A 26,330-nucleotide genomic window follows, 5' to 3' on the forward strand; every position below is an offset into this window, starting at 1 on the left:
CCGCGGGCCGCCGATTTCCGCGACCCCTGTGGATAACTTTGTCCACAGGCATGGATCACCGTTCGCGGTTTGTCGTAGGCATCGGGTTGCATGGGGGCATGACCAACGCAGACCGCGCAGCGCTCAGGGCCTCGGCCGATTCCGTACTCGCCCGTCTGGTCGGGGACACCACCGGCACGGCCCGGCTGCGCGAGGACCAGTGGCGGGCCATCGAGGCCCTTGTCGCCGACCGGCGCAGGGCCCTGGTCGTCCAGCGGACCGGGTGGGGCAAGTCCGCGGTGTATTTCGTGGCGACGTCGCTGCTGCGTGCTCAGGGCAGCGGGCCGACGGTGATCGTTTCTCCCCTGCTCGCCCTCATGCGTAACCAGGTGGCGGCGGCGGCCCGGGCCGGTATCACCGCCCGCACGATCAACTCCTCCAACACCGAGGAGTGGGACACCGTCCAGGCCGAGGTGGCGGCGGGCGAGGTGGATGTGCTGCTGGTCAGTCCCGAGCGGCTCAACAATCCCGATTTCCGGGACCAGGTGCTGCCGCGCCTCGCCGCGGCCACGGGGCTGCTGGTGGTCGACGAGGCGCACTGCATCTCCGACTGGGGCCATGACTTCCGGCCGGATTACCGAAGGCTGCGGACCATGCTCGCCGATCTCCCGGCGGGCGTTCCCGTGCTCGCCACGACGGCCACCGCCAACGCACGCGTGACCGCGGACGTCGCGGAGCAGCTCGGTACGGGGGCGGGCACGGACGCGTTGGTGCTGCGGGGGCCCCTGGACCGGGAGAGCCTCAGCCTCGGGGTGCTCCAACTGCCCAACGCCGCGCACCGTCTGGCCTGGCTGGGCGACCATCTCGGGGAGCTGCCGGGCTCGGGCATCATCTACACGCTCACGGTCGCGGCCGCCGAGGAGATCACGGCCTACCTCCGCCAGTGCGGGCACCCGGTCGTGTCGTACACCGGCCGGACGGAGAACGCCGACCGGCAGCAGGCCGAGGACGATCTCCTGGCCAACCGGGTCAAGGCCCTGGTGGCCACGTCCGCGCTCGGCATGGGGTTCGACAAACCCGACCTCGGCTTCGTCGTGCACGTGGGGTCCCCGTCCTCCCCCATCGCTTACTACCAGCAGGTCGGACGCGCGGGCCGTGGAGTCGAGCACGCCGAGGTCCTGCTGCTCCCTGGCAAGGAGGACGAGGCCATCTGGCAGTACTTCGCCTCGGTCGCCTTCCCGCCGGAGGAGCAGGTCCGCCGGACTCTCGACGTCCTCGCCCAGGCCGGCAGGCCCCTGTCGCTGCCCGCCATGGAACCTCTGGTCGACCTGCGACGCACCCGCCTCGAGACGATGCTCAAGGTGCTGGACGTAGACGGTGCGGTGAAGCGGGTGAAGGGCGGCTGGATCTCCACGGGCGAACCATGGGTGTACGACGCCGAGCGCTACGCCTGGGTCGCGCGGCAGCGGGCGGCCGAGCAGCAGGCGATGCGCGACTACGCGTCGGGGACCGGATGCCGCATGGAGTTCCTCCGGCGCCAGCTGGACGACGAGGAGGCCGCGCCGTGCGGACGCTGTGACAACTGCGCGGGCGCACGGTTCGACGACAAGGTCTCCACGGCCGCGCTCGACGGGGCGCGCGGCGAGCTCGGCAGGCCGGGGGTGGAGGTGGAGCCACGCAAGATGTGGCCCACGGGGCTCTCCGCGGTGGGGATCGATCTCAAGGGCCGCATCCCGGCCGGCGAACTGGCCCTGCCCGGCCGCGCGCTCGGCAGGCTCTCGGACATCGGCTGGGGCAACAGGCTCCGCCCACTGCTCGCGGCCCAGGCCCAGGACGCCCCGGTGCCCGACGACGTGTCGAGCGCGGTGGTCGCGGTGATCACCGACTGGGCGAAGGGCCCCGGCGGCTGGGCCTCCGGGGCCCCGGACGCGGCACCCCGGCCGGTGGGGGTCGTCACGGTCGCCTCACGCCGCAGGCCCGGGCTGGTCCACTCGCTCGGCAGCCGTATCGCCGAGGTCGGCCGGATGCCCCTGCTGGGCACGGTCAGCTACGCCCCGGGCAGCGATGACCTGCGCATCTCCCAGACCAACAGCGCGCAGCGGGTGAGGGCACTGCACGAGGCCCTCGTGGTGGAGCCCGCACTGGCGGAGTCACTCGCGTCCGCGGGGGGTCCCGTCCTGCTCGTGGACGATCTCTCCGACACCGGATGGACACTTGCCGTCGCGGCTCGGCTGCTCCGGCGTGCGGGAGCGGAGGGAGTGTTTCCGCTGGTCCTCGCAGTCCAGGCCTGACGAGTGGCTTCGTCCGTCGCCGAACGGGCAGGGATATCCGTGTCATTCCGTCAGATACCAGTCCGCCGCGCCAATTGCTCGTTGCCGCCTGCCGGTGCGACAGGAAGAATTGGAGTCGCTCCCCGCACGGTCTCTTCGCGGGCCCGGAAGGGCTGTGCCGCGGCGCGCCCTCACTCGACCCTGCCCGCACCGTGGGCGCGTAGCGAAGGGAGGACCGTGACCTTCGGATTCGCTCCGTCCGCAGCCACTTCACTGTCGGCGTCCGCGGGCTCCGTCAACCACGTCGCCAGGATGCTCGAACCGGCCGAGTGGGCCGCGGCGGGCATACCTCTGCTGCGCAGTCCGCGTGAGGTCGTCAGCGGCCTCCACGCACGGCACAGGCCGACTCCGGCCACCGCGGTCGTCGCGGTCCTCGACCATGAGGAACGGCTCACGGCCAGCGCCTCGTTCGCCCGGCGGTCCACCGTGGCGACGGACGGCTGGGAGTTCCGCAACGCCCTGCTGGCGCACCTGCGCCGGGTGATCCCGCACGATCTGCGCCGCCGCACCCCCGTGCGTACCGCCGTACTGCTCTACTGCCGCGAGGGCGATGAGCGTTGGACGGAGGAGGACGGGGCGTGGATGTGGGGGCTGCGGGACGCCTGCACGCTGCACGGTCTCCGTTGCGGGGCCTACATCACTCTGACGCGGGGAGGCTGGCAGGTTCTCGGTGAGGGCCGGGGCGGCCGCAGGCCGACGATGCTCTCCACGCCGTCGGCCCTGGCGGACGCCTCGGCCGGCCATGACCCGGGCCCGCTCCGCACCGGGGGCGGCGCGGCCGAGGCACTGCGGCGAGGCGCCGCGCGTTGAAACGGGACGTGGGCCCCGGCAGTCCTCACGGACGGCCAGGACCCACGGATCTACGGATCTACGGATCTACGGATCTACGGCTCAGACTGCCGCGCCGAGCGCCGAGTTGATCTGCTGCGGGTCTCCGCACACGATCAGCAGCCCGCCGGCGCGCTCCCGCACGCCGGACAGCGCCCGGGCAGCCGCGTCGTCGAGGTCGCTGTTGACCGCGACAACGACGACGGGACGGCCGCCGGACCGGCCGGCGTCGGCCGTGCCGGCGAAGAAGACGTCGTCACCCGCGTCGTGCTGGGCCCAGTAAGCGGCCTCCCCGAAGGAGAGTTCGTGAGCGGCCCAGGGGTGCTGTTCGCCCGTGGTGAGCACCAGGATGTCGCCAGGTGCCCGGCCGGAGTCGAGCAGCAGGTCGACTGCCTCGTCGGCGGCGTCGATCGCACCGCCGACCGGGGCGGGGATCAGCTGGAACTGCGCTGCCGGACGTTCTTCGGGCAGCTTCTGCCCGGCAGGGGCAGGGGCAGCGGGAGATACGGATGCGGGCTGCGGGCGCTGCGCCGGGGGCGCGGGCCTCGCGGGGCCACGGCCCGGGCTTCCGGGACGCGGTGTGGCCGCGGAACGCGGGCCGGGTACGGGACGGGGGGTCGGCGCGGTGCGGCCGGCGGCCGGAGTGACGCGGGGACCCTGGGCGCTCTCGGGAATCTGAGGCTCCTCGGGGATGAGAGGCATGAATAGTTGTCTTTCGCAGCCGACGCGAACACGTCGGCGGGTGGGGTGCGCCTGCGCGATCAGAAGTCGAAGCCGAGCTGGCCCCCGCTTTCCAGTGCCGCCGCCTCGGCGGAGAATCGGACCTTCTTCAGGTGCTGCCACTGGGGCAGCGCGTCGAGGTAGGCCCAGCTGAGGCGATGGTGAGGCGTAGGCCCCCGCTCCTCCAGCGCGGCCCGGTGCACCGGTGACGGATAACCGGCGTTCGCGCCGAAGGCGAAGTCTGCGTACTCCCCGGTGTCCGCGCCCAGTTCGGCCATCATCGTGTCCCGGCGGACCTTGGCGATCACCGAGGCCGCGGCCACGGCGATGCAGGACTGGTCGCCCTTGATCACGGTTCGGACGTTCCAGGGCGTTCCGAGGTAGTCGTGCTTGCCGTCGAGGATCACGGCATCCGGCCGCACGGGCAGAGCGTCGAGCGCCCTGACGGCCGCGAGGCGGAGCGCCGCGGTCATGCCGAGGTCGTCGATCTCCCGTGGAGACGCATGCCCCAGCCCGTAGGCCGTGACCCACTTCTCGAGCAACGGGGCGAGTTCCGCCCGGCGCTTGGGGCTGATCAGCTTGGAGTCGGTGAGTCCCTCGGGGGCTCTACGGAGACCGGTGACGGCCGCGCACACGGTGACGGGGCCGGCCCACGCTCCGCGTCCGACCTCGTCGACACCGGCGACGGTCCTGGCACCGGAGGTAGCGCGCAATGAGCGCTCGACGGTGTGCGTGGGTGGTTCGTACGGCATGGCGCCTGCCAGGTTACGCCGATGGGCACGGCAAGAACACCCCGGGGCACCGTGCAGCCCGTCGGCACGTGTCCGGCCGTGTCCGGGACCACCCCGCGGCGGGCGGGGCAGGCCGTACGCCGAAGCGGCACCGACCCCGCCGTCGGCACGGGTATGCCCCCGAACGCCCATGGCGGGACCGGGCGTCGGGGTGGCGCGCATCAGTACGGGTCGTAGGAGTCATCCTCGTGCGCGTCCCGTCCGTCCGTCTCCGTTCCGAGGCCGCGGCAGTCGGTCCCACGGTCCTGTACGGGGTGCTCCTCCAGGATGTCCCGGGCTCTGGCCTCTCCCCAGCTGGAGGAGTACCACGGAGTGTCCAGGAGGGCGAGATCACTCCGGTACTTCTCCAGCACACAGGACCTCAGAGGCTCAGGCAGACCGTCCAGGGCCGGTACGGCATCGGCGGAGAGCCCCTTGAGGTACTCGAGGTCGATCGTCCTGTCGCTGCCGTACCGCTCGACGTTCTGTTCGGCGATCAGCCCGTCGGGCGAGAGCAGCCCGAAGGCGAGCACGCCGGCGGCCGCACTCACGGCGACCGCGCGCGGCAGCAGCCTGGCGCCGAAGACTCCCGCCGCGAGGATGAGGATCAGCACCACTCCGAGCCAGAGCTCCACAGCGGCGACGGAGATCCGCAGCCGGGTCAGCCCGAAGGCGTCGACGTAGAGGTCCATGCGGCGCAGCGCCGAGGCCACGACGACGAGGGTCAGCACGCACAGTGCCCCGAGGACGCTCCGGACCAGGACCCGGTCGCGCGGCCCGCCACGCGGGGCCCAGCGCAGGGCGAGGGCGATGACGAGCAGGGTCAGCACCGTGGCCCACAGCAGCTGCCAGAAGCCCTGGCGGGCGTACTCGGCGGGCAGCAGGCCGGTCTCGTCGAGCACCTTGTCGTAACCGCCGAGCAGGACGACGAGCTGGAGTGTGATGAACGCGGCGAAGAGCAGGTTGAGCACGATCAGCGGAAGCGCCCACTCCGCCCTGTTCCTGGCTTTGCCCGGCCGTACGGTGATCCCGTCCCAGCGCACCGGCGCCGCGGCGCTGTACGCGGCGGCGAGTGCTCCGACGAGGCCGAGCGCGAAGAGGAACAGCCGCCAGGGGCTGTCGCCGACGGTCACGTCGGGGGTGAGGCTGCCCAGGAGGTCGGCGAAGGCGGCGTCCGCGGAGGCGAAGAGCGCGCCGAACACGATGAGCAGGACCACCGCCACCGCCGTACTGCGCACCACGGTGCGCACGCGCCCCCGGGAGTCGTCCGCGCGGTCACGCACCCCACGCCACCCCCAGCGCATACCGGCCGCCACGGCGGGGAAAAGCCCCAGCGAGCCGAGCAGCACGCCCGGCCAGCTACGGCTTCCGTGCAGGGCGAGGGAGCCGAGGGCGAGCGCCGACACCACGGCGAGGAAGACCGGCCACCCCGCTTCCCGGAGCGCCGGAATCACCAGGAGCGCCAGGCCGCCCACCGCCCACACTGCGGTCCAGGGGCGCAGCCTGCGCCCCGCCGAGCGTGCGGCGAAGAACGCCCCCAGGGCGGCGGGCACGGCCACGATCAGCAGATTGGGCCCGAGGCCGTCACCGAGCAGCAGAGCGCTGAGCAGGGCCGTGGCGAAGACCGCGCAGAGCGTGGCGGGCCCGATCGCGGGCGGAGAGGAAGGTCTCAGCCGGGACAGCACGCCGATCGGCTGATGCCGTCCAGGGCGCCGCCAGACGTCACCCGGGGGCGGCGGCCGGAGATAGGAGGGCACCTCCGGCACATCGGGGCCCGCCTGCTGCGGCGGCACCTGGGCGGACGCCCTCACGGGCTTGCCCGCCGCCTTCGCCCGGCCGGGACTGCCGGGCGCGGTGCGGGGCGCCTCGCTCCCCGCCCCCGCCCCGGTTCCGGCGCCTGCCGCGGACTGCACCGCGTCGCCGGACTCCGGTGACGTCTCGGGCCGGCTGGACGCATCGGACGACTGATCGGACATGGGACCCCTCCCCCCACCGGGGTCCGCTCGCGCGGCCACATCGCGGCGCGTCGGCCCCGGCGTCTCTAGGCGCACACCCACCAAGATCGATGAGGGCGGCGTGGCCGAAAGAGTAAGTCGCGCCCGGGCCGTTCGGCCGGCCGGGGCCGCTGCTGTGGCAGGACCGTGACAGTGCCATGCCACGGGCGTGAGGGGGCACCGCGGTCACCGCACCCGTGGGAAGCGGACTCCGCGGACGGTCAGCGGCGCGGCGGAGCGGGGGGCAGCCAGTCGGGCAGCTCTTCCGTCCGTGCCAGCCAGTCGGCCGGAGGGGCGCCGACAGGCTCCGCGGCGACGATCCCGCCGACGATGGCGCAGGTGGTGTCCACGTCGCCGCCTGCTTGCGCCGTCACCCAGAAGGCCTGTTCGAAGTCACCCAGGTGCCGCGCGGCCGACCAGAGGGCGAAGGGCACGGTGTCGTGCGCACTCGTACGACGGCCGTTGCCGAGCACCGCCGCGACCGTCCCGGCGTCCCTGTAGTCGAGCATGTCGCGCGCCCTGCGCAGCCCGGCCCCGACAGCGCTGCGCGGGACGAGGGCGACGACGCCGTCGATCAGGTCCTCCGGCGTCGGCGGCCCTCCCGGCGCGGCGACGAGGGCTGCGGCCGCCGCGACGGCCATCGCCCCCACGACGGCCTCGCGGTGCTGATGGGTGGTGTACGAGGAGATCTCGGCCTGATGGGTGGCCTGCTCCGGGTCGTCCGCGTACCAGGCGCCCAGCGGGGCGATGCGCATCGCCGAGCCGTTCCCCCAGGAGCCCTGGCCCTGGAAGAGCGCCGATGCCAGCTCGCGCCAGTCGCCGCCTTCCCGCACCAGCCTGAGCAGCCGGTTCACCGCGGGCCCGTAGCCCCGGTCGAAGTCGTGGTGCCGGGCGAAGGAGTGGGCGAGCTCGTCCTGGTCGACGCGCTCGTGCACGGCCAGCACGGCGAGCACGGAGCAGGCCATCTCGGTGTCGTCGGTCCACTGCCAGTCGCCGGGCGGCAGCCCGCGGTTCTTGAGCAGCGGGTAATGGGCCGGGACGAAGAACTGGGAGCCGAGGGCGTCTCCCACGGACAGTCCACGCAGGCTGGCCAGAGCGCGTTCGAAACGGTCGGAAACGGAGTCAGCGGTCATCGCCCTGCCACTCTATCCGGTGCGGCCGTACGGCTCAGGGGTGCGCCACCGCTGAAAGGGCCGGTCGAGCGTGTAGCGGCCGTCGTCACCCAGGAGAAGCGTCCTGGATTCGCCGTTCCCCGGGTTGGACAGCGACTCGAATTCCGCCACCGACCAGTGGAACCACCGCATGCAGAAGAGCCTCATGGTCAGCCCGTGGGTGACCAGCAGGACGTTCGGCGGGTGGCCGGGGTCCTCGAAGCTGCGGTGGAGGCTCTCCAGGAACGCGTCGACCCGGTCGTACACGTCGGCGCCGGACTCGCCCTGCGCGAAGCGGTAGAAGAAGTGCCCGTACGCGTCCCGGTAGGCCTTCTGCAGCCTGACGTCGTCACGGTCCTGCCAGTTCCCCCAGTCCTGCTCGCGCAGCCGGGGCTCCTCCCTGACACGGACGTGCTCCGGTGCGAGGGCGAAGGCCCGGAACGTCTCGTGGGTGCGCCGGTACGGCGAGACGTAGACGCTGACACGCTCGTCGCCGAACATCTCACGCAGCCGGGAGCCCGTCTCCTCCGCCTGACGCAGCCCGTTCGCCGTGAGCCTGAGCGCGTGGTCGGGCTCACGTTCGTAGACCGTGTCGTCGGCATTGCCCTCGGACTCACCGTGCCGGACGAGAACGATGCGTTTCGGTCGTGCCATGTACCGACCCTAGATGCCGTCCGGCCCGATCGAGCAGTTGTGCGGGATCCATCGGGCGTATGTGACCAAGGAAACGGCCGTAAGGACCCGGTCGGACCGTCCGCGTACGGGCCCGGGTCAGACCGTCCACGACGGTTCGAGCCGCACCACGTCACCTGTCAGCGACTCGACATCCCGCTCGGTCTCCGCCCGTGCCGTCAGCCGGGCGACGCTCTCCGGCCGGTACTTGCCGCGTTCGGCGCTGGACTGCCACATGGACAGCACCAGGAACTCATGCCCCGGGGCCTGGCCGAAGACTCCGCGCAGCATCCCGGGAGAGCCCGCCATGGCCGGGTTCCACACCCGCTGCTGCATGAGCGCGAAGTGGTCGACGCGGTCCTCGTGCACCTGGCTGTGCGCGACCCTGACGACATCCGCGTCGGTGAAGTCCGGCTCGAACCCGGTCTTCACGTCGAAGCGGTGCTCGAAGAGCTTGACCTGCATGTCCTTGTACATGCCGGACTGTGCGGCAGCCAGCCGGTCGTGTCCGCGGGCCATGAAGGAGTCGTAGAAGACCCGGTTCTCCCAGAACGCGAAAACATGGGCGACTTCGGGCTGCCCTCGGCTCCACCCGCCGCTCTGACTCCGGAATCCCGGCTCACCGAGCAGCGCCGCCCACTTCCGCTGCCCCCGCTCGAAACCGCGGCGGTCCACCACGGTGCAGCGAATCCACTTGACCAGCACCGCGCCATCGTACGGCGCCCGGCGTGGCGCGGGTCACGCTCCGGGCGGCCGGGGGCCCGTCGGCATCTCGCAACGCCCAACTCCGGCCACACGATGGCCCGAATCCGACGTCCGTTTCCAACGCGGTTGGATCCACGGACAGTTACGGACATGATCTGAGGAGGCAAGCGGTCCGTCGGTCCAGCAGCGAGGAGGCACGTCCGATGAGCACTCCCAACAAGGACATCGAGAAGGTCGAGGTGAGGGTCAAATGGGACCCCAGCGACGCCGGTGAGCCCGCCAACGACCTCGACATCATCGCGGCCACCTACGGGACGGAAGCGCCCTACGGCAGTCCCGTCTATCTCGTGCACTTCGACAGCAGGTCACCGGACGGGACGATCACGCTGAACCGGGACAGCCGGACGGGACAGGGCTTCGGCTTCGACGAGGTCATGACCCTCGAACTGGACCGGTTGTCGGACGCGTACTCCAGGGTGGTGGTCGGCGTGGCCATCCAGCAGCGTGACGGCCACAAGACCTTCGGCCAGATAGAGCACACGGCCGTACAGGTCCGCGAGGGCTACACCAACCTCGCGGAGGACGACTTCGCCGCGGTGTCCGCAGCCACCGCCGCGGTCGTCGCGGAATTCGTCCGGGACACCTCCGGGGCCTGGGGCTTCCACGGTTCGGTGCGCGGGTTCGACGGCGACCCCGGAGCGTTCGCCACGGAGATGGGGAACCGCCCGGGCGCGTGACGGGGTTCCGCTCGCCGCGGCCGGCCGTCCGGCGGACCGGCAGCCGGAAGGGGACCGGCCACCGGCCGGTCCCCTTCGTGGGCTGCTGGTCAGCTGCCCGGGCGGGCCGTACCGGACGCCCTGTCCGGTACGGCTCCGCCCACCCTCAGCTGCAGCCGCTGGTCGAGCCGCAGCCCTCGCAGATGTAGCAGGACCCGGCGCGCTGCATCTTCGTACCGCACGAGAAGCACAGCGGCGCGTCCGCGCTGATGCCGAGCTGCATCTCGACCAGTTCGGCCGAGGTGTGCGCGGTCTTGGGAGCCGGCTTCTCCGCGGCGCTCTCCTCCGGGGAGGCGACGGCCTTCAGCGGCTCCACGGGCGCGGGAGCGGACTGGGCCAGGCTCTCCGGCCCGAGCTCGTCGTCCCCGAAGGCGGGCTCGTACGAACCGGTGTCGAGGTGACGCTGACGCTCCTCGGCCGAGTGGATGCCGAGCGCGGAGCGCGTCTCGAAGGGCAGGAAGTCGAGCGCCAGGCGGCGGAAGATGTAGTCGACGATCGACTGCGCCATCCGCACGTCCGGGTCGTCCGTCATACCGGCCGGCTCGAAACGCATGTTGGTGAACTTGGAGACGTAGGTCTCCAGCGGCACGCCGTACTGCAGACCGACCGAGACGGCGATCGAGAAGGCGTCCATCATGCCCGCGAGGGTGGAACCCTGCTTGGACATCTTCAGGAAGACCTCACCGAGACCGTCGTCCGGGTAGGAGTTGGCGGTCATGTAGCCCTCGGCGCCGCCCACCGTGAAGGAGGTGGTGATGCCGGGACGGCCCTTGGGCAGACGCTTGCGGACCGGACGGTACTCGACGACCTTCTCGACCGCGGCACGGATGGTGTCCTCGGTCTTCGCGGTCACCTCGTCCTTCTTCTCCTCCCACTTCTTGGTGGAGAGGGGCTGGCCGACCTTGCAGTTGTCGCGGTAGATCGCGAGCGCCTTGACGCCCATCTTCCACGCCTCGAAGTAGACCTCCTCGACGTCCTCGACGGTGGCCGTCTCCGGCAGGTTCACCGTCTTGGACAGCGCGCCGGAGATCCACGGCTGGATGGCCGCCATCATCCGGACGTGACCCATGGCCGAGATGGAGCGCTCGCCCATGGCGCAGTCGAAGACCTCGTAGTGCTCGGTCTTCAGGCCGGGGGCGTCGATCACGTTGCCGTTGTCGGCGATGTGGGCGACGATCGCCTCGATCTGCTCCGGCTGGTAGCCGAGCCGGCGCAGGGCCTGCGGGACCGTGCCGTTGACGATCTGCATCGAGCCGCCGCCGACGAGCTTCTTGAACTTGACCAGGGCGAGGTCGGGCTCGAGGCCGGTGGTGTCGCAGGACATCGCGAGACCGATGGTGCCGGTCGGGGCGATGACCGACGCCTGGGCGTTGCGGAAGCCGTTCTTCGCGCCGAGGCGGATCACGTCCTGCCAGGCCTCCGTGGCGGCGGCCCAGACCGGCGAGTCCAGGTCGTCGACGTGGACGGCCACGGCGTTGGCGTCCGAGTGCTGCTTCATGACGCGCTGGTGCGGCTCGGCGTTGCGGGCGTAGCCGTCGTACGGGCCGACGACCGCGGCGAGCTCGGCGGAGCGCCGGTAGGACGTACCCGTCATCAGCGAGGTGATCGCGCCGGCGAGCGCACGGCCGCCGTCGCTGTCGTACGCGTGCCCGGTGGCCATCAGCAGGGCGCCCAGGTTGGCGTAGCCGATGCCCAGCTGGCGGTAGGCGCGGGTGTTCTCGCCGATCTTCTGGGTCGGGAAGTCCGCGAAGCAGATCGAGATGTCCATCGCGGTGATGACCAGCTCGACGACCTTGGCGAAGCGCTCGGCCTGGAAGGACTGGTGGCCCTCGCCGTCGTCCTTGAGGAACTTCATCAGGTTCAGCGAGGCCAGGTTGCACGAGGTGTTGTCCAGGTGCATGTACTCGCTGCAGGGGTTCGAGCCGTTGATGCGGCCGGACTCCGGGCAGGTGTGCCACTTGTTGATGGTGTCGTCGTACTGGATGCCGGGGTCCGCGCAGGCCCAGGCGGCCTCCGCCATCTTGCGGAAGAGGGACTTGGCCTCGACCTCTTCGATGACGTCACCGGTCATGCGCGCCCGCAGACCGAACTTTCCGCCGGCCTCGACGGCCTTCATGAACTCGTCGTTCACGCGGACCGAGTTGTTGGCGTTCTGGTACTGGACGGACGTGATGTCGTCGCCGCCCAGGTCCATGTCGAAGCCCGCGTCGCGCAGGGCGCGGATCTTCTCCTCCTCCTTCACCTTGGTCTCGATGAAGTTCTCGATGTCCGGGTGGTCGACATCGAGGATGACCATCTTGGCCGCGCGGCGCGTGGCGCCACCCGACTTGATCGTTCCCGCGGAGGCGTCGGCGCCCCGCATGAAGGAGACCGGGCCGGAGGCGTTGCCGCCGGAGGAGAGCAGCTCCTTGGAGGAACGGATGCGGGACAGGTTCAGGCCGGCTCCGGAGCCGCCCTTGAAGATCATGCCCTCTTCCTTGTACCAGTCGAGGATCGACTCCATGGAGTCGTCGACGGCCAGGATGAAGCAGGCCGAGACCTGCTGCGGCTGGGGCGTCCCCACGTTGAACCAGACCGGCGAGTTGAAGCTGAAGATCTGGTGCAGGAGGGCGTACGCCAGCTCGTGCTCGAAGACCTCGGCGTCGGCGGGGGAAGCGAAGTAGTTGTAGTCCTCGCCGGCCTTCCGGTACGTCTTCACGATCCGGTCGATGAGCTGTCGCAGACCGGTCTCGCGCTGCGGCGTGCCGACAGCCCCCCGGAAATACTTGCTGGTGACGATGTTGACCGCGTTCACCGACCAGAAGTCGGGGAACTCGACGCCACGCTGCTCGAAGTTGATCGAGCCGTCGCGCCAGTTGGTCATGACGACGTCACGGCGCTCCCACGCGACCTCGTCGTACGGATGCACGCCGGGAGTCGTGTGGATGCGCTCGATGCGCAGGCCCTGCTTGGTCGCAGTCGACTTGGCTCCCTTGGTTCGGGAACCTCGTGCCGGGCCGCTCGCCGTCTCTGTCATGCCGCCTCCCATATGTGGGCAAAAACGCCCTGAAGTGCCCAGTTCTTCCCAGGGCACAGTGTGTGTCTGATGCTCCGGACGTCACGCAGGACGTCTCGGAACAGGTCTGGTGCCGCCTGCCGCCGGTTCCGCCGCCCCCTGGGGCCGGCCCGGCGGTTCAGTCGGCGGCGACTGCGGCGGGCGCGGGGACCTCCACGGCCCCGCCGCTCCCGCATTGTTCTGCGCGGGGCCGCTCCTCACGGAGCTCCTCGATCGCGGTCTCGAAGTCTTCGAGGGAGTTGAACGCCCGGTACACCGATGCGAAACGCAGGTACGCGACGAGATCGAGCTCCCGCAAGGGGCCGAGTATGGCCAGACCCACGTCGTGCGTCGTCAGCTCGGCACTCCCCGTGGCCCGCACGGCTTCCTCGACCCGTTGGCCGAGCTTCGCCAGTGCGTCCTCGGTGACGGGCCGGCCCTGGCATGCCTTGCGGACCCCCGAGATGACCTTGGTGCGGCTGAAGGGCTCGGTCACGCCGCTGCGCTTGACCACCATCAGCGAGCAGGTCTCCACCGTCGTGAAGCGACGGGAGCAGTCGGGGCACTGACGGCGCCGTCGGATCGACGTCCCGTCGTCCGTGGTGCGACTGTCCACGACCCGACTGTCGGGGTGCCTGCAGAAGGGGCAGTGCATGTCTCCGAACCCTCCCTCACAGCACGACTGAATAGCCCTCCGTGCCCTGTTCAGGGCCCCTGAGGACGGTCACCAGCATAGGCGATGAACTCGACCCTGACGGACCGGGGACCACTACTTATGGGTGGCGACAGCAGGGCAACCACTACATCTAGGGTTTTGCGGCACTTCCACCACCGCGCGTGTCGCGCTTCCCCGGGGGCGGGTGGCAGCCTACGGCCCGGCACGAGGGTACGGGAAACGCACACGCGCCCGAGTCGCGGGGGCCGCCGGGCGGGCAGCCCGGGAGGGGCCGCGGAGGGCGCGATCACGGCACACCGGGGACGCACCCCCGCGCACGGGAAGGGGCCGGCGGAACGCTAGCGTGGACCCCGGGAACCGCGCTCGATTCCGGTCCGCCGCATTCAGCTCATACACCTCTCGGTAAGCGCGTGACAGCCCTTTATTTGTTTTTCACTCGAACGTGTGTTTGGCGCAACCTTTCGAAAGCTACTACCGTTGCCTAACTAGGGAGACCATTCGAGAGGGGCCGACGTGACCACCACCGCAGACAGTGCCACCATCACTGCCCAGGACCACCGCTCCCAGAGCCGACTTGAGCCGGTGCATGCCATGAATGACTCAGTCATGAACGCGGAGGGGCCGGAGCCCACACGCCCCGCGCGCTCCTTGCCCGGCCGACCTCCTGGCATCCGGGCGGACAGCTCCGGGCTCACGGACCGGCAGCGGCGCGTGATCGAGGTGATCCGGGATTCCGTGCAGCGGCGGGGCTATCCCCCGTCGATGCGTGAGATCGGCCAGGCGGTGGGGCTGTCGAGCACCTCGTCCGTCGCCCACCAGCTGATGGCTCTGGAGCGCAAGGGCTTCCTGCGCCGCGACCCTCACCGGCCGCGCGCCTACGAGGTCCGGGGCTCGGACCAGCCCAGCACCCAGCCGACCGACACCACCGGCAAGCCCGCGGCGTCGTACGTGCCGCTGGTCGGCCGGATCGCCGCCGGCGGGCCGATCCTCGCCGAGGAGTCCGTCGAGGACGTCTTCCCGCTCCCCCGCCAGCTCGTCGGTGACGGCGAGCTCTTCGTGCTGAAGGTCGTCGGTGACTCGATGATCGAGGCGGCGATCATGGACGGGGACTGGGTCACGGTCCGGCGCCAGCCGGTCGCGGAGAACGGCGACATCGTGGCAGCCATGCTGGACGGCGAGGCCACGGTCAAGCGTTTCAAGCGCGAGGACGGCCATGTGTGGCTGCTCCCGCACAACTCCGCCTACCAGCCGATCCCCGGTGACGAGGCGACGATCCTCGGCAAGGTCGTGGCGGTGCTGCGGCGGGTGTGAGCTCCGCCGGTTCGGACCGGGCCCCGGGATCCCTGCGCCGATCCCGGGGCCCTGGCGCGTCCACGCTGCTCACTGAGCGGTCTTGGCCGCCGCGTCGATGGCCGCGAGCGAGCGCCGCGCCTGGTTGCGGTCCGTGGTGTACCAGAAGTCGGGCAGCGAGGCGCGGAGATAGCTTCCGTACCGCGCGTTCGCCAGCCGGGGGTCGAGGACCGCGACCACGCCCTTGTCGCCCATGGCCCGGACGAGCCGGCCCGCGCCCTGTGCCATCAGCAGCGCCGCGTGGGTCGCCGCCACAGCCATGAAACCGTTGCCGCCGGCCTCCTCGACCGCCTTCTGCCGGGCGCTCATCAGCGGGTCGTCCGGCCGGGGAAACGGAATCCGGTCCATGATCACGAGCTGGCAGCTCGGGCCGGGGACATCGACGCCCTGCCAGAGGGACAGCGTCCCGAACAGGCATGTCTCGGGGTCCGCCGCGAAATTCTTGATCAGCTCGCCGAGCGTCTCCTCGCCCTGCAGCAGGATCGGCTTGTCCTGCCTGCCCCGCAGTTCCTCGGCAGCCGCCTGGGCCGCCCGCATGGACGAGAACAGGCCCAGGGTGCGGCCGCCCGCCGCCTCCACCAGCTCCGCGAGCTCGTCGAGCATGTCGGTGCGGGAGCCTTCCCGGCCGGGCGTGGCCAGATGCCGGGCGACGTACAGAATGCCCTGCTTCGGGTAGTCGAAGGGCGAGCCGACGTCGAGCCCCTTCCACTGCGGGATGTCGTCACCCGCTGTGCCCTCCGGCGCGAGACCGAGCGAGGCCCCCACCCCGTTGAAATCGCCGCCGAGCTTGAGGGTGGCCGAGGTGAGCACCACCGAGCGATCGGCGAACAGCTTCTCCCGCAGCAGCCCGGACACGGACAGCGGGGCGACCCGGACCGACGCCCCGAAGCGGTCATGGCGCTCGTACCAGACCACGTCGTACTCCGAGCCCTGGGTGATGCGCTCCGCGACGCTGTGGATGGACTCGACCGAGGCCATCGCCTGCTTGCGCACCGCGTCCTCGTCCTGGACGTTCTTGTCGCGGGTGCCTCCGAGGGCGGAGATCACCGTACGCGCGGCGTCGCGCAGGGCCATCAGCGCGTAGCCGAGGTCTTCGGGCACCTCTTCGAGGCGCCCCGGGAGCGCCAGCTCCATGACCCGCTCGAACCCCTCGGACGCGGTCAGCAGAGCGTCGGCCGCCTTCTCGTTGACCAGCTTCGCCGCACGGCGCACCGCCCTGTTGACCTGGCCCGGGGTGAGCTCACCGGTGGCCACCCCGGTGACCCGGGAGACCAGCTCATGGGCCTCGTCCACGATGAGCACCTCGTGCTTGGGCAGCACCGGGGCGCCTTCGATCGCGTCGATCGCGAGCAGGGCGTGGTTCGTGACGACGACATCGGCGAGCTTGGCCCTCTCCCTGGCCGCCTCCGCGAAGCACTCGGCCCCGTACGCGCACTTGGTGGCGCCGAGACACTCACGCGAGGAGACGGAGATCTGGGACCAGGCCCGGTCCGAGACACCCGGCGTCAGGTCGTCCCGGTCGCCGGTCTCCGTCTCGTCCGACCAGTCCCGCAGACGCAGCAGGTCCTGGCCCAGCTTGCTCGACGGCGCCGCCGCTTCGAATTGGTCGAAGAGCCCCTCCTCCTCGTCCTGCGGCGCCCCCTCGTGGAGGCGGTGCAGGCAGAGGTAGTTCGACCGGCCCTTGAGCATCGCGAACTGCGGCCGGCGGCGCAGCAGCGGGTGCAGCGCGTCGACCGTACGCGGAAGGTCCCGCTCCACCAGCTGGCGCTGGAGGGCCAGGGTGGCCGTGGCCACCACGACCCGCTCGCCGTGGGCCAGCGCCGGCACGAGGTAGCCGAGGGACTTGCCGGTGCCTGTGCCGGCCTGCACGAGCAGGTGGGCGTTGTCGTCGACAGCCTCGGCGACGGCCTCGGCCATGGAGACCTGGCCGGGACGCTCCGTACCGCCGACGGCGGTGACGGCGGCATGGAGGAGCTCGGGAAGAGATGGCTTCGTCATAGCGCGTCCACCCTACGGCGCCCCACTGACACCGTCGGTCGCTCCCGGACTCACGCGGAGGGGTGGAGCGGGTTGGGGACGGAGCCGTGGACGGCGGCGTGCGGGCGCTGCGGGCGGTCGCGGTAACCGTCCAGATGCAGACGGTTGCGGTTGAGACACAGGCGCTCGATCGTCGGTGTCAGCATGTCGAAGATCTCGAACCGTTCCTTGAGACCGGGGAACCGGGCGTGGTGCCTCAGGATCTCGGCACGGACGAGTGACCAGAATTCACCCTCGGGGACGTCCAGTTGCTCCTCGCACAGCGGGGACAGATAGCGGAAGACGCCCACGAAGAGCCCGGAGTGGATGAACTGGGTGAGGAAGGAGGGTTCCTCCGTGAGCAGGATCTCCCGGACGTCCGCGGGCATCGTGTCGTGCTCCGGCAGCGGCCGGGCGCTGACGTTCACGTCGTCGACGAAGTCCTTGATCGCGAGCCGCACGGGCACGTCGTGCTCGTCGAAGACGACGATGGCGTTCTCCCCGTGAGGGGAGAAGACCGTTCCGTAGCGGTACAGGAAGTGCAGCAGCGGTGGCAGCAGCGCGGTGAAGAGCCGGGTCAGCCAGACGGCCGGGGGCAGCCCCGAGCGGGCGACGAGCTCGGCGGTGAAGGAGCGGCCGTCGGGGTCCGTGTGCAGCAGCGAGGCGAGCGTACGGGCGCGTTCGCCGGGCGCCAGCCTCGGCTGGAGGGGCTCCCGCCAGATCGCCCCGAGGATCTCCTTGAACTGGTACGGAGACTCGGGGAGGTGGTCGTAGAGCGGGTGCTCGACCGCCACCGACGCGACCTCGCCGAGCAGGATGACGCCGCAGGTGTCCCGGAGGAACGGATCACCGTCGCACAGCCCTTGGACCCAGGCGGTGACGGCGGGGGCGGCGAGCGTGCGTTCGGTCGGCAGGCCCCGCCAGACGAGGGTGTTGAGGATCGACAGGGGCAGCTTGACCGTGTGCCGGTCGGGCCGCCGCACATTGGTGAAGGTGCGGATGGACTGCTGGGGCAGCCGGAGGTCGTCGTCGGTGTGCAGGGGGACGATCTCGGCGTCCGCGATCGCGGGGGCGAAGAGGGGGACGATCCATTCGTCCCACTGCCATGGATGCACGGGGAGGAACAGGTAGTCCACGGGGTCGAGCCCGCGTCCGCGCAGGATCGCGGCGAAGGATTGCCTTACAGCCGGGTCCAGTTCCTGATCGTAGAGGTCTCCGGGGACGGCGACAGGGCCCACTCCCCGGTAGCCCGCTATCCGGGTGCTGACGGCGATCCAGGGCAGCGCGGTCGCGGACCGGGCTTCCGGGGTGAAGCGGGCGGCGTCGGTGGCGGAGAATCCGAGACGGCCCTTGTTCGCCACGAGCCAGGGGTGGCCTGTCTGGTGGCCTTCGAGCTCGGCGTACGGGAGCTCGGCGAGCTGCGCCGCGGTGAGCGCGGTGTGGTCGAGGCGGGCGTCGGCGGTGAGGGTGGCGGTGAGCTCGCGGATGAGGTGGCCGAGCGTGGCACCGTCGAGGCCGAGGAGGCGTCGGCCTCGGGCGAGGAATCGCAGGGGGTCCCGGAAGGGTGTGCCGTCGGTGCTGCCGTCCGCCGTGACCCCGGCGGGGAGCTCGGTGATCGTCGCCGGGTCGACACGCCAGCTGCCGTAGACACCGCGCCGGGCGTGGAAGCTCAGGGTCGCGCCGTCGTCGAGCGTCAGGGTGTAGTCGCCGCTCCGCCCCTCTCCGTCGTCCGTCCTGGGTACGGGTTCGATGACTTCCTCGTAGGCGAACTCACCGAGCGTCTTGGCGAGGAGCCTCGCCGCGACCCGGTCCCAGACGGTCCGGTTGAGTTCCGGAGTGTCGAGCGGCGTATGAGGCTTCGCCGGATGATGGCTCGCAGGATATGTCGGCACGGTGACTCCTCCGGGTGGGACCGATGGGGTTCGAGCAGGCTGTTCGGTGCGGCGAGTTGTTCACAGGCGGTCACGGTGGGCTCGGTCGCGGACCATCAGGGCGGCTCGCTTGTCGGGAAGGTCCACTTCCGCGCAGAAGCGGTAGCCGGCGGTCAGGAAGGCGGACACGGACGGGGTGTTGCGCAGATCCGGCTCGGCGACGACCCGTCCGCAGAGCGGCCGGTTGTCGAGTACGAGATCGGCGACGGCCCTGAGCAGTAGGGCGCCGATGCCCCGCCCCCGGTTGCCCACACCGCCGATCAGGAGGTGGATCCCCATGTCGTGGGGCCGGGCCGGGTAGTGGCGGGCGAGCGGGTCCAGGTCCGCGCGGTAGATCTCCCAGTAGCTCATGGGGGTGCCGGCGAGGACGCCGAGGCAGGGGACGCTGCGGCCGTCCCCTTCGAGCTGCCGGCCGAGGTGCGCCGCGGTGACCGCCTCCGGTCCTGCGAGCTCCCAGAAGGCGGCGACCGCGGGATCATTCATCCAGCGGCTGATCACCGCCAGATCTCGTCCGGGTTCCACTGCGACGAGTCGGAACACCCCGGCAGGGGTGGTGACCGGGCTCCACGCGCCGGGGTCGCCCACGAGAGCGGAGGCGTCGGCCCTCGCGGTGGCCGCCGCGGATCCGTCGCCGAGCAGGGCGAGGAGCTCCTCGGTGAGCCGCAGCTCCAGGGTGTCCTCGGTGCCGGTGCCGTCGGGCGGGACGGCACCGGTCCCGGTGCGGGCATCGGCTCGGTGCACCGTGACGCTCTCCTCTCGATGGTTCAGACCGTCATGCCTTGCCGCCGGTGAGCGGGTTGGCGATGGTGACGTACACGGACTGGGTGTCGACCGGGCCGACGAGTTCGTCGAGGCCGTGCATCCGGGTCAGCAGGTTGGCCTTGCAACGGAGCTGGCCGGTCTCCAGGAGATAGGCGGGCAGGGAGGAGCCCAGCGCGACAGTGCCTTCGAGGAAGCGGCGGAACGCGGCGAGGAGCAGCTGTTCGTCGGCGAGCCGCTGGGCACCGAAGGCTCCGATCAGCCCGAACACGTTGTTGATGCCGAGGTAGTAGGCGAGCCGTTCGTCCGTGACGTCGTCGGTGACGAAGGTGTCGCTGACGGCACCGATGCCCGGGAGCCGGCGCTCGAGTGCGTCCCGGCGGGACTCCCGGAAGTAGTAGCCCTGGTTGTCGCGGTACCTGCCGCCGACGGGCCAGCCGGCCGGGTCGAGGAGTACGAGCGTGTTCTGCTGGTGGGCCTCAAGGGCGACGCCCGCCTCGGCGTCGAGCCAGAGGACGGGGAGGACGACGCGGTCGAGGTAGCGCAGGAACCACTCGGCGCACACCGCCCCGGTCGTCCTGCCCGTGCGCGCGGCCAGCGAGAGGACCGTGTCGGCGAGCCGTGAGTGCGTGCCGGGACGGCCGGGCCACGGCCGGGGGGCGGTGAGTCCGGCGATGCAGACGGCGTCGTCGGCTGGACCGAACGGATTGTGGCGGAGCATCACGTCGAGGCCGGGGACGGGACTGCCGTCCGGTTGGTCGACGGCGAGCCAGGCCGGGTCCCTGACGATGTCGAAGCCCGGGTGCGCCTCCCGCCACCGGTCCGCGAGGCCGGTGCGCAGCAGTCGGTGCACCTCGGCTCCTCGGTGGAGCTCCTTACGGAGGTTCTCCCGGCGGGAGTTGGTGATGCGTACGCCCAGGGACAGCTTCAGCATGAGGTCGGAGCCCGGGCGGTGCACGGTGCGGACGGACGAGGTGGGGTGCCAGCGTTCGCCATGCGGGCCGAGGTCGTGCAGGAGGCCCTTCTCGCACAGTGCGAGGACCTCGGGGCGGCGCAGGACCTCGGCGGCCTGCCAGGGGTGGAGCGGGAGGGCCGTGGTTCCTTCCGGGAGGTCCAGCCCTTCGGCGTGCGGTGCGAGGAGCGCCTCCGCCGGGACCGGCCGGCCGGCCTTCGTCCACGCCGACTCCGTGGCCAGCACGGAACGGTCCACGGCCATCCAGTGGAGCGGGAAGGAGCCGCGCAGCTCGGGCGAGTAGAGCAGCGTCTCGCTCTCGGAGAGTCCTTCACGGCTCTTGGGCGTGGGGTGCAGGGGGTGGCCGAGGACGAGGGACTGCTCGGCGGCGAGGAAGAGATCGGCCTCGGGCGGTGCGTCGGGTGACCGGCGCCGGTCGGCGATGAAGGCCGCAGTGTGCCGTACGGAGTCGGCCACCCTGGCCACCAGGTCGGCGCCGGCGTTCCGCTCGCTCTCCCTGCTGAGCAGCGCGGCCACGGTGACGGCGTCGACGCCCGGAGCGCCGTCGGGGGCGTTCTCCAACGACGGTGTCCCGAAACGGTGCCAGCCCGTCGCGGACCAGTGGGCGACCGGGACGAGCAGGGCGGTGCCGCTCGCGGGGAGCGGCACGCGCAGGGTGTTCCCCCGGGGCCGGGGCAGGTCGTTCTCCCTGGTCCAGCAGCGCAGCAGGTTCTCCGTACCCGCCGAGTCCGCGGCCCGGAGCGGGTCCGGATGGTCGAGCGGGTCCCGCACCGTGTCGCCGGGGCGGTCCGCCGGGGCGGTGCCGGTGAGGCCGTCCGATCCGGCTCGCGGGGTGCCGTGCGGACCGGCCTTCTGGCGCGGCACGGTCGTCGACTCGACGGCGAGGGAGCCCTCCGGCAGGTCAAGTCCTCGCTGCTGGCTGGTGAGGGGGCCGTCGGCCTCGGGCGCAGGGGTGGGGTTCACGGCGGTCTTCCTTGTGAGGGGTCCGGGATCAGCGGGTCGGCCCGGCAGCGGCCCGGCGGTACGGAGAGCGCTCGGCCGCTCTCAGCGCGTCGGCGAGACGGTCGACGACCGCCGTCGCCTGTTCGTCGGTGAGAGTCAGGGGAGGGAGCAGTCGGACCACGGCGCTGTGACGTCCGCCGAGTTCGACGATGAGGCCGCGGCGCAGGCACTCCTGCTGCACCGCCGCGGCGAGGGCCGGATCGGGCGGCGGCACGGAGCCGCTCTCGGCCGTGACGGTTTGCGGCTCGGCCTCGGGGTCGACGAGTTCGATACCGATCATCAGGCCGCGGCCACGGACGTCACCGATGCTCGGATGGTCCGCGGCGAGCGCCTGGAGCCGGGCGAGCATGCGCGCGCCGAGTGTCCCCGCGCGTTCGGCGAGCCGGTTCTCCCGTACGTACGCGAGGGTCGCGGAGCCGGCCGCCATGGCCAGCTGATTGCCCCGGAAGGTACCGGCGTGGGCGCCCGGTTGCCAGAGGTCGAGCTCGGAGCGGTAGACGATCACCGCGAGGGGCAGCGAGCCGCCGATGGCTTTCGAGAGCACCATCACGTCGGGCACGATACCGCTGTGCTCGACCGCCCAGAAGGTGCCGGTCCTGCCGACTCCCGTCTGCACCTCGTCCGCGATCAGGGCGATGGAACGCTCCTGGGTGATCTTCCGCATCCGTCGCATCCAGCCGTCCGGGGCGGGGTTCACCCCGCCCTCGCCCTGGACCGGCTCCACGATCATGGCGGCCGGAGCGGGCACTCCGCCCTTGGGGTCGTCCAGGAGGTGTTCCGTCCAGCGCGCGGCGATGTCCGCGCCCCGCTCCCCGCCGGTTCCGAAGGGGCAGCGATAGTCCTGCGGGAAGGGCAGTCGCGTCACCCGGACGTCCGTGGCTCCGCCCGAAGCGGCCAGGGCACCGGCGGTCATTCCGTGGTACGCGCCGGTGAAGGCGAGGAGCTCACACCGCCCGCTCGCCGCCCGGGCCAGCTTGAAGGCCGCCTCCACGGCGTCCGTCCCGGCCGGACCGCAGAACTGGATCCGGGCGTTGTCGGCCAGCTCACGGGGCAGGGTGGCGAACAGCTCGGTCGTGAAGGCGTCCTTGACGGGGGTGGCGAGATCGAGCACATGCAGTGGCGCGCCGGAGTCGATGACCTTTCGGATGGCCTCGAGCACCACGGGGTGGTTGTGCCCGAGGGCCAGCGTGCCCGCCCCTGACAGACAGTCGAGATAGCGCCGTCCGTCCGCACCCTCGATCGTCATGCCCCGCGCGCGCACCGGCACGATCGGCAGGGACCGCGCATAGGTGCGGGCCGCCGATTCACGTAGTGCCTGACGCCGCAGAATCCCTTCGTGCGCGGGGGAAAGCGCCACCGGAGCTGGTTCGGTCACGGCCACGGCTGTTCGGTCCTCCTGCGGTAACAGTTGCGTTGCGCATCGGTGCGGTCCCCGGGAGCGGACTGCGCGGATGAACGCTGCCCGGGTGTCCCCCGTACGTACCAACGACGCGGACGGCGGGAGATCACGGGTGAATCGGAAGATCCCTGCGCGGGCGGAACCGTGGCCCTGCCGCGCGCCGTCCCCAACGGCACCGGCATAGTAGGGGCCGCACTCGGGACGGAGCCGCCGCTCCGAGGGTGCGCGACGTGGCCGCACGGCCCTTCCGCGCACGCCGAGTCCGCAGTGCGGTAACGAAGTCAGTGACGAAGTCCCAGGGGGATCACCAGATGCGACCCATGCGCCCGACCGATACCGCCCACCGCGGGGGGAGCGCCCGCCGCGCCCCTCGGGTGTTCGCCGCGGCCGCCCTTGCCGCGCTCCTGACGCTCTCCGCCACGGCCTGCGGGCCGGAGGAGGACGGCGCCATCAGCGAGCCGAGCAGTTCCACCGGCCAGTCCTCCGACGGAAAGGTCGTCATCCCGGACGACCTCAAGGACCGGCTCAAGGAGCACGGGATCGACCTCGACAAGTGGAGGGACGGCGAGTGGAAGAACTGGGACAGGGACAAGTGGCTGCGTGAGGCCAAGGATTACGTCAACCCCATCATCGAGGACCTCTGGGACCCGGAGCGGATGCGGGACGCCGACAAGGCCCCGGAGAACCCCGTGGACAACGACATCTCCGGCGACGAGGGCGTGACGGACCCGACCCCCGCGCCGGTCGAGGCCGCGAACCTGCAGACGCCGTACCACGGGAGCGCGCCCGAGTCCGGCAAGCTCCTGTTCGACGGCCCCGAGGGCTCGATGGTCTGCTCCGCGACCGTGGTGCAGGACCCGGCCCACCCGGGCAAGTCCAACATGGTCTGGACAGCCGGGCATTGCGTGCACGCGGGCAAGAACGGCGGCTGGTACCGCAACATCGCCTTCGTTCCCTCGTACAACGACGGCGGCATGTCGACGGCCGAGCTGCAGAACGCGACGAAGGAGGAGATCGCTCCGTACGGCGTGTGGTGGGGCCAGTGGGCGCAGACCTCCGACCAGTGGATCAACCAGGGCGCCGCGACCGGCGGCCAGGGAGCTCCGTACGACTTCGCGGTGCTGCAGGTCGCCCCGGAGAAGGGCTCTACGGGCAAGTCCCTGGAGGAGACCGTCGGTTCGGCGCTCCCGGTCGATTTCAACGCCCCGGCCGTCCCTGAGATCGACAGCATGACGGCGACCGGCTATCCGGCGGCCCCGCCGTTCGACGGTCAGAAGGCGTTCCGGTGCACCGACGAGCCGGGCCGCCTGGCCGTCTTCGAGGAGCAGCCGACGATGTACCGCATCGGGTGCACGATGACCGGTGGTTCCTCCGGCGGCGGCTGGGTGGCGAAGGGCCAGGACGGTAAGCCGGCCCTGGTCTCCAACACCTCCATCGGCCCGGTGACGGCGGGCTGGCTGGCCGGTCCCCGCCTGGGCGAGGAGGCCAAGGGCATCTACGAGGCCGTCAGCAAGAAGTACGCGGGACGGTAGGACCGCAGGCTCCGGCCGGCGGCCGCCGGCCGGAGCACACGAGAAGGCCGGGCTCCCCTTCGCGAGGGGAGCCCGGCCTTCTCCGTGTCTGCCGCGCGTCAGTGAGCCACCGGCACGAAGACCGCGAGCTCCGCCGCGAGCTCCTCGTGGACCCGCGCCTTGAGCAGGGTGCCCTCCGGGGTGTGTTCCTCGGAGATCACCTCGCCCTCCGTGTGGACCCGGGAGACAAGCGCCCCCTGGATGTAGGGCACGAGCGCCTCGATCTCCACGGCCGGCCGCGGCAGCTCGGCGTCGATGAGCGCGAGCAGCTCGTCGATACCGGCTCCGGTCCGCGCCGACACCGCGATCGCGTGCTTCTCGGCGCGCATCAGACGCTGCAGCACGAGCGGGTCCGCCGCGTCCGCCTTGTTGATCACGACGACCTCGGGTACGTCGACCGCGCCGACTTCCCGGATCACCTGGCGCACGGCGGCGAGCTGCTCCTCGGGCACCGGATGGGACCCGTCCACCACGTGCAGGATCAGGTCGGACTCGCCGACCTCCTCCATGGTGGAGCGGAACGCCTCGACCAGGTGGTGCGGCAGGTGCCGCACGAACCCGACGGTGTCGGCCAGGGTGTAGACACGGCCGCTCGGCGTCTCGGCCCGGCGCACGGTCGGGTCGAGGGTCGCGAACAGGGCGTTCTCCACGAGGACACCCGCGCCGGTGAGCCGGTTGAGCAGCGATGACTTCCCGGCGTTGGTGTACCCGGCGATCGCCACCGAGGGCACCTTGTTGCGCTTGCGCTCCTGGCGCTTGATCTCCCGGCCGGTCTTCATCTCCGCGATCTCCCGGCGCATCTTCGCCATCTTCTCGCGGATCCGTCGCCGGTCCGTCTCGATCTTGGTCTCACCGGGACCACGGGTGGCCATGCCGCCACCACCGCTGGAACCGCCGCCACCCATCTGCCGGGACAGCGACTGTCCCCAGCCGCGCAGGCGCGGGAGCATGTACTGCATCTGTGCCAGCGACACCTGCGCCTTGCCCTCCCGGGACTTGGCGTGCTGGGCGAAGATGTCGAGGATCAGCGCGGTCCTGTCGACCACCTTGACCTTGACGACGTCTTCCAGGTGGATCAGCTGGCCGGGACTGAGCTCACCGTCGCAGACCACGGTGTCGGCCCCGGATTCGAGAACGATGTCACGCAGTTCGAGCGCCTTGCCCGAGCCGATGTAGGTGGCCGGGTCGGGCTTGTCCCGCCGCTGGAACACGGCGTCGAGCACCTGGGCTCCCGCGGTCTCGGCAAGGGCCGCGAGCTCCGCGAGGGAGATCTCCGCGTCCCGGACGGTCCCGGAGGTCCAGACACCGACGAGAACCACGCGCTCCAGGCGCAGCTGCCGGTACTCGACCTCGGTGACGTCCTCGAGCTCGGTGGAAAGGCCTGCCACGCGGCGCAGCGCCGCACGCTCGGAACGGTCGAGCTGCTCGCCGTCCCGCTCTCCGTCGATCTCGTGGCTCCAGGCGACGTCCTCTTCCATCAGGGCGTCGGCCCGAAGGCTCTCGGTGAGGCTCTCGGAGTTGGCTTCCGTGGCGCTCTGCGCGTCCTGCGCGTCCTGGGGAAGGGAAGAAGAGGAGGTCATTGGATCCTTACGTCGATAGAAGTCCGATACGTCAGTCACAACGCGTGACCCCGCCGGAAGATTCCCATGGAGGGGATCCACCGGCCGGCCGCCGTGCCGACGCGTCGATAGTGG

General features: G+C 71.0%; 19 protein-coding genes. 5 read left to right on the forward strand and 14 right to left on the reverse strand.

All coding sequences use genetic code 11. The features are described from left to right. Positions 1-98 precede the first annotated feature (98 nt). The gene (locus tag ACZ32T_RS30540) at positions 99-2,270 is read left to right on the forward strand and encodes a RecQ family ATP-dependent DNA helicase (RefSeq protein ID WP_467370253.1); all 2,172 of its coding nucleotides are present in this window, start codon (positions 99-101) and stop codon (positions 2,268-2,270) included. 216 nt (positions 2,271-2,486) lie between these two features. Then, complete coding sequence (locus tag ACZ32T_RS30545) at positions 2,487-3,119, forward strand: hypothetical protein (protein WP_467270408.1); 633 nt, start codon at positions 2,487-2,489, stop codon at positions 3,117-3,119. Between the two features lie 81 nt (positions 3,120-3,200). Here ACZ32T_RS30545 and ACZ32T_RS30550 read toward each other — a convergent pair whose 3' ends face one another. The 6 genes from ACZ32T_RS30550 to ACZ32T_RS30575 all read right to left on the reverse strand — a co-directional run bounded on the left by ACZ32T_RS30550 (position 3,201) and on the right by ACZ32T_RS30575 (position 9,149). After that, positions 3,201-3,839 carry a hypothetical protein gene (locus ACZ32T_RS30550; RefSeq protein ID WP_467270410.1) on the reverse strand — a complete coding sequence of 213 codons (639 nt, stop codon included), beginning with the start codon at positions 3,837-3,839 and terminating at the stop codon, positions 3,201-3,203. A 59-nt stretch (positions 3,840-3,898) separates the two neighbouring features. Then, complete coding sequence (locus ACZ32T_RS30555) at positions 3,899-4,609, reverse strand: ribonuclease HII (RefSeq protein WP_467270412.1); 711 nt, start codon at positions 4,607-4,609, stop codon at positions 3,899-3,901. Between the two features lie 200 nt (positions 4,610-4,809). Beyond that, entirely contained in the window at positions 4,810-6,603 is a 1,794-nt protein-coding gene (locus ACZ32T_RS30560; protein WP_467370255.1) for a DUF4153 domain-containing protein, read from the reverse strand. Between the two features lie 239 nt (positions 6,604-6,842). Beyond that, the gene (locus ACZ32T_RS30565) at positions 6,843-7,754 is read right to left on the reverse strand and encodes an ADP-ribosylglycohydrolase family protein (protein ID WP_467270416.1); all 912 of its coding nucleotides are present in this window, start codon (positions 7,752-7,754) and stop codon (positions 6,843-6,845) included. Positions 7,755-7,766: 12 nt separating this feature from the next. Further along, the gene (locus tag ACZ32T_RS30570) at positions 7,767-8,426 is read right to left on the reverse strand and encodes a histidine phosphatase family protein (RefSeq protein ID WP_467270418.1); all 660 of its coding nucleotides are present in this window, start codon (positions 8,424-8,426) and stop codon (positions 7,767-7,769) included. A 117-nt stretch (positions 8,427-8,543) separates the two neighbouring features. Further along, positions 8,544-9,149 carry a YdbC family protein gene (locus ACZ32T_RS30575; protein WP_467270419.1) on the reverse strand — a complete coding sequence of 202 codons (606 nt, stop codon included), beginning with the start codon at positions 9,147-9,149 and terminating at the stop codon, positions 8,544-8,546. Positions 9,150-9,352: 203 nt separating this feature from the next. Between ACZ32T_RS30575 and ACZ32T_RS30580 the strand changes: the two genes are divergently transcribed. Continuing rightward, positions 9,353-9,886, forward strand: a complete 534-nt coding sequence (locus ACZ32T_RS30580; protein ID WP_467270421.1) for a TerD family protein — start codon at positions 9,353-9,355, stop codon at positions 9,884-9,886. 145 nt (positions 9,887-10,031) lie between these two features. Here the strand turns inward: ACZ32T_RS30580 and ACZ32T_RS30585 are convergent, their stop codons facing one another. Together ACZ32T_RS30585 and nrdR are read right to left on the reverse strand one after the other, a co-directional pair. Beyond that, positions 10,032-12,941, reverse strand: a complete 2,910-nt coding sequence (locus ACZ32T_RS30585) for a vitamin B12-dependent ribonucleotide reductase (protein WP_467270423.1) — start codon at positions 12,939-12,941, stop codon at positions 10,032-10,034. 157 nt (positions 12,942-13,098) lie between these two features. Beyond that, complete coding sequence (gene nrdR, locus ACZ32T_RS30590; protein ID WP_467270424.1) at positions 13,099-13,614, reverse strand: transcriptional regulator NrdR; 516 nt, start codon at positions 13,612-13,614, stop codon at positions 13,099-13,101. A gap of 534 nt (positions 13,615-14,148) precedes the next feature. Between nrdR and lexA the strand changes: the two genes are divergently transcribed. Further along, a complete protein-coding gene (lexA, locus tag ACZ32T_RS30595) occupies positions 14,149-14,946 on the forward strand; it encodes a transcriptional repressor LexA (protein ID WP_104789571.1) in 798 nt (265 codons plus the stop codon). Positions 14,947-15,015: 69 nt separating this feature from the next. Here lexA and ACZ32T_RS30600 read toward each other — a convergent pair whose 3' ends face one another. The 5 genes from ACZ32T_RS30600 to ACZ32T_RS30620 are packed head-to-tail and all read right to left on the reverse strand — an operon-like array spanning position 15,016 to position 23,047. Beyond that, entirely contained in the window at positions 15,016-16,983 is a 1,968-nt protein-coding gene (locus ACZ32T_RS30600; RefSeq protein ID WP_467270427.1) for an ATP-dependent DNA helicase, read from the reverse strand. 50 nt (positions 16,984-17,033) lie between these two features. Further along, positions 17,034-18,893, reverse strand: coding sequence for an IucA/IucC family protein (locus tag ACZ32T_RS30605; RefSeq protein ID WP_467370257.1), 1,860 nt, complete (start codon positions 18,891-18,893; stop codon positions 17,034-17,036). 60 nt (positions 18,894-18,953) lie between these two features. Further along, on the reverse strand, positions 18,954-19,673 hold the full coding sequence (locus tag ACZ32T_RS30610; RefSeq protein WP_467270430.1) for a GNAT family N-acetyltransferase: 720 nt from the start codon (positions 19,671-19,673) through the stop codon (positions 18,954-18,956). Positions 19,674-19,704: 31 nt separating this feature from the next. Then, positions 19,705-21,627: an IucA/IucC family protein gene (locus ACZ32T_RS30615; protein WP_467370260.1), complete on the reverse strand. Its 1,923-nt coding sequence runs from the start codon at positions 21,625-21,627 to the stop codon at positions 19,705-19,707. 28 nt (positions 21,628-21,655) lie between these two features. After that, positions 21,656-23,047 carry a diaminobutyrate--2-oxoglutarate transaminase family protein gene (locus tag ACZ32T_RS30620; protein ID WP_467370262.1) on the reverse strand — a complete coding sequence of 464 codons (1,392 nt, stop codon included), beginning with the start codon at positions 23,045-23,047 and terminating at the stop codon, positions 21,656-21,658. A 338-nt stretch (positions 23,048-23,385) separates the two neighbouring features. Between ACZ32T_RS30620 and ACZ32T_RS30625 the strand changes: the two genes are divergently transcribed. After that, the gene (locus ACZ32T_RS30625; RefSeq protein ID WP_467270435.1) at positions 23,386-24,597 is read left to right on the forward strand and encodes a trypsin-like serine peptidase; all 1,212 of its coding nucleotides are present in this window, start codon (positions 23,386-23,388) and stop codon (positions 24,595-24,597) included. Positions 24,598-24,695: 98 nt separating this feature from the next. On the opposite strand, the gene hflX is transcribed toward ACZ32T_RS30625, so the two are convergent. Next, entirely contained in the window at positions 24,696-26,216 is a 1,521-nt protein-coding gene (hflX, locus tag ACZ32T_RS30630; RefSeq protein ID WP_467270436.1) for a GTPase HflX, read from the reverse strand. Positions 26,217-26,330: the final 114 nt, after the last annotated feature.

It is taken from the genome of Streptomyces sp. NPDC023573, assembly GCF_055559735.1.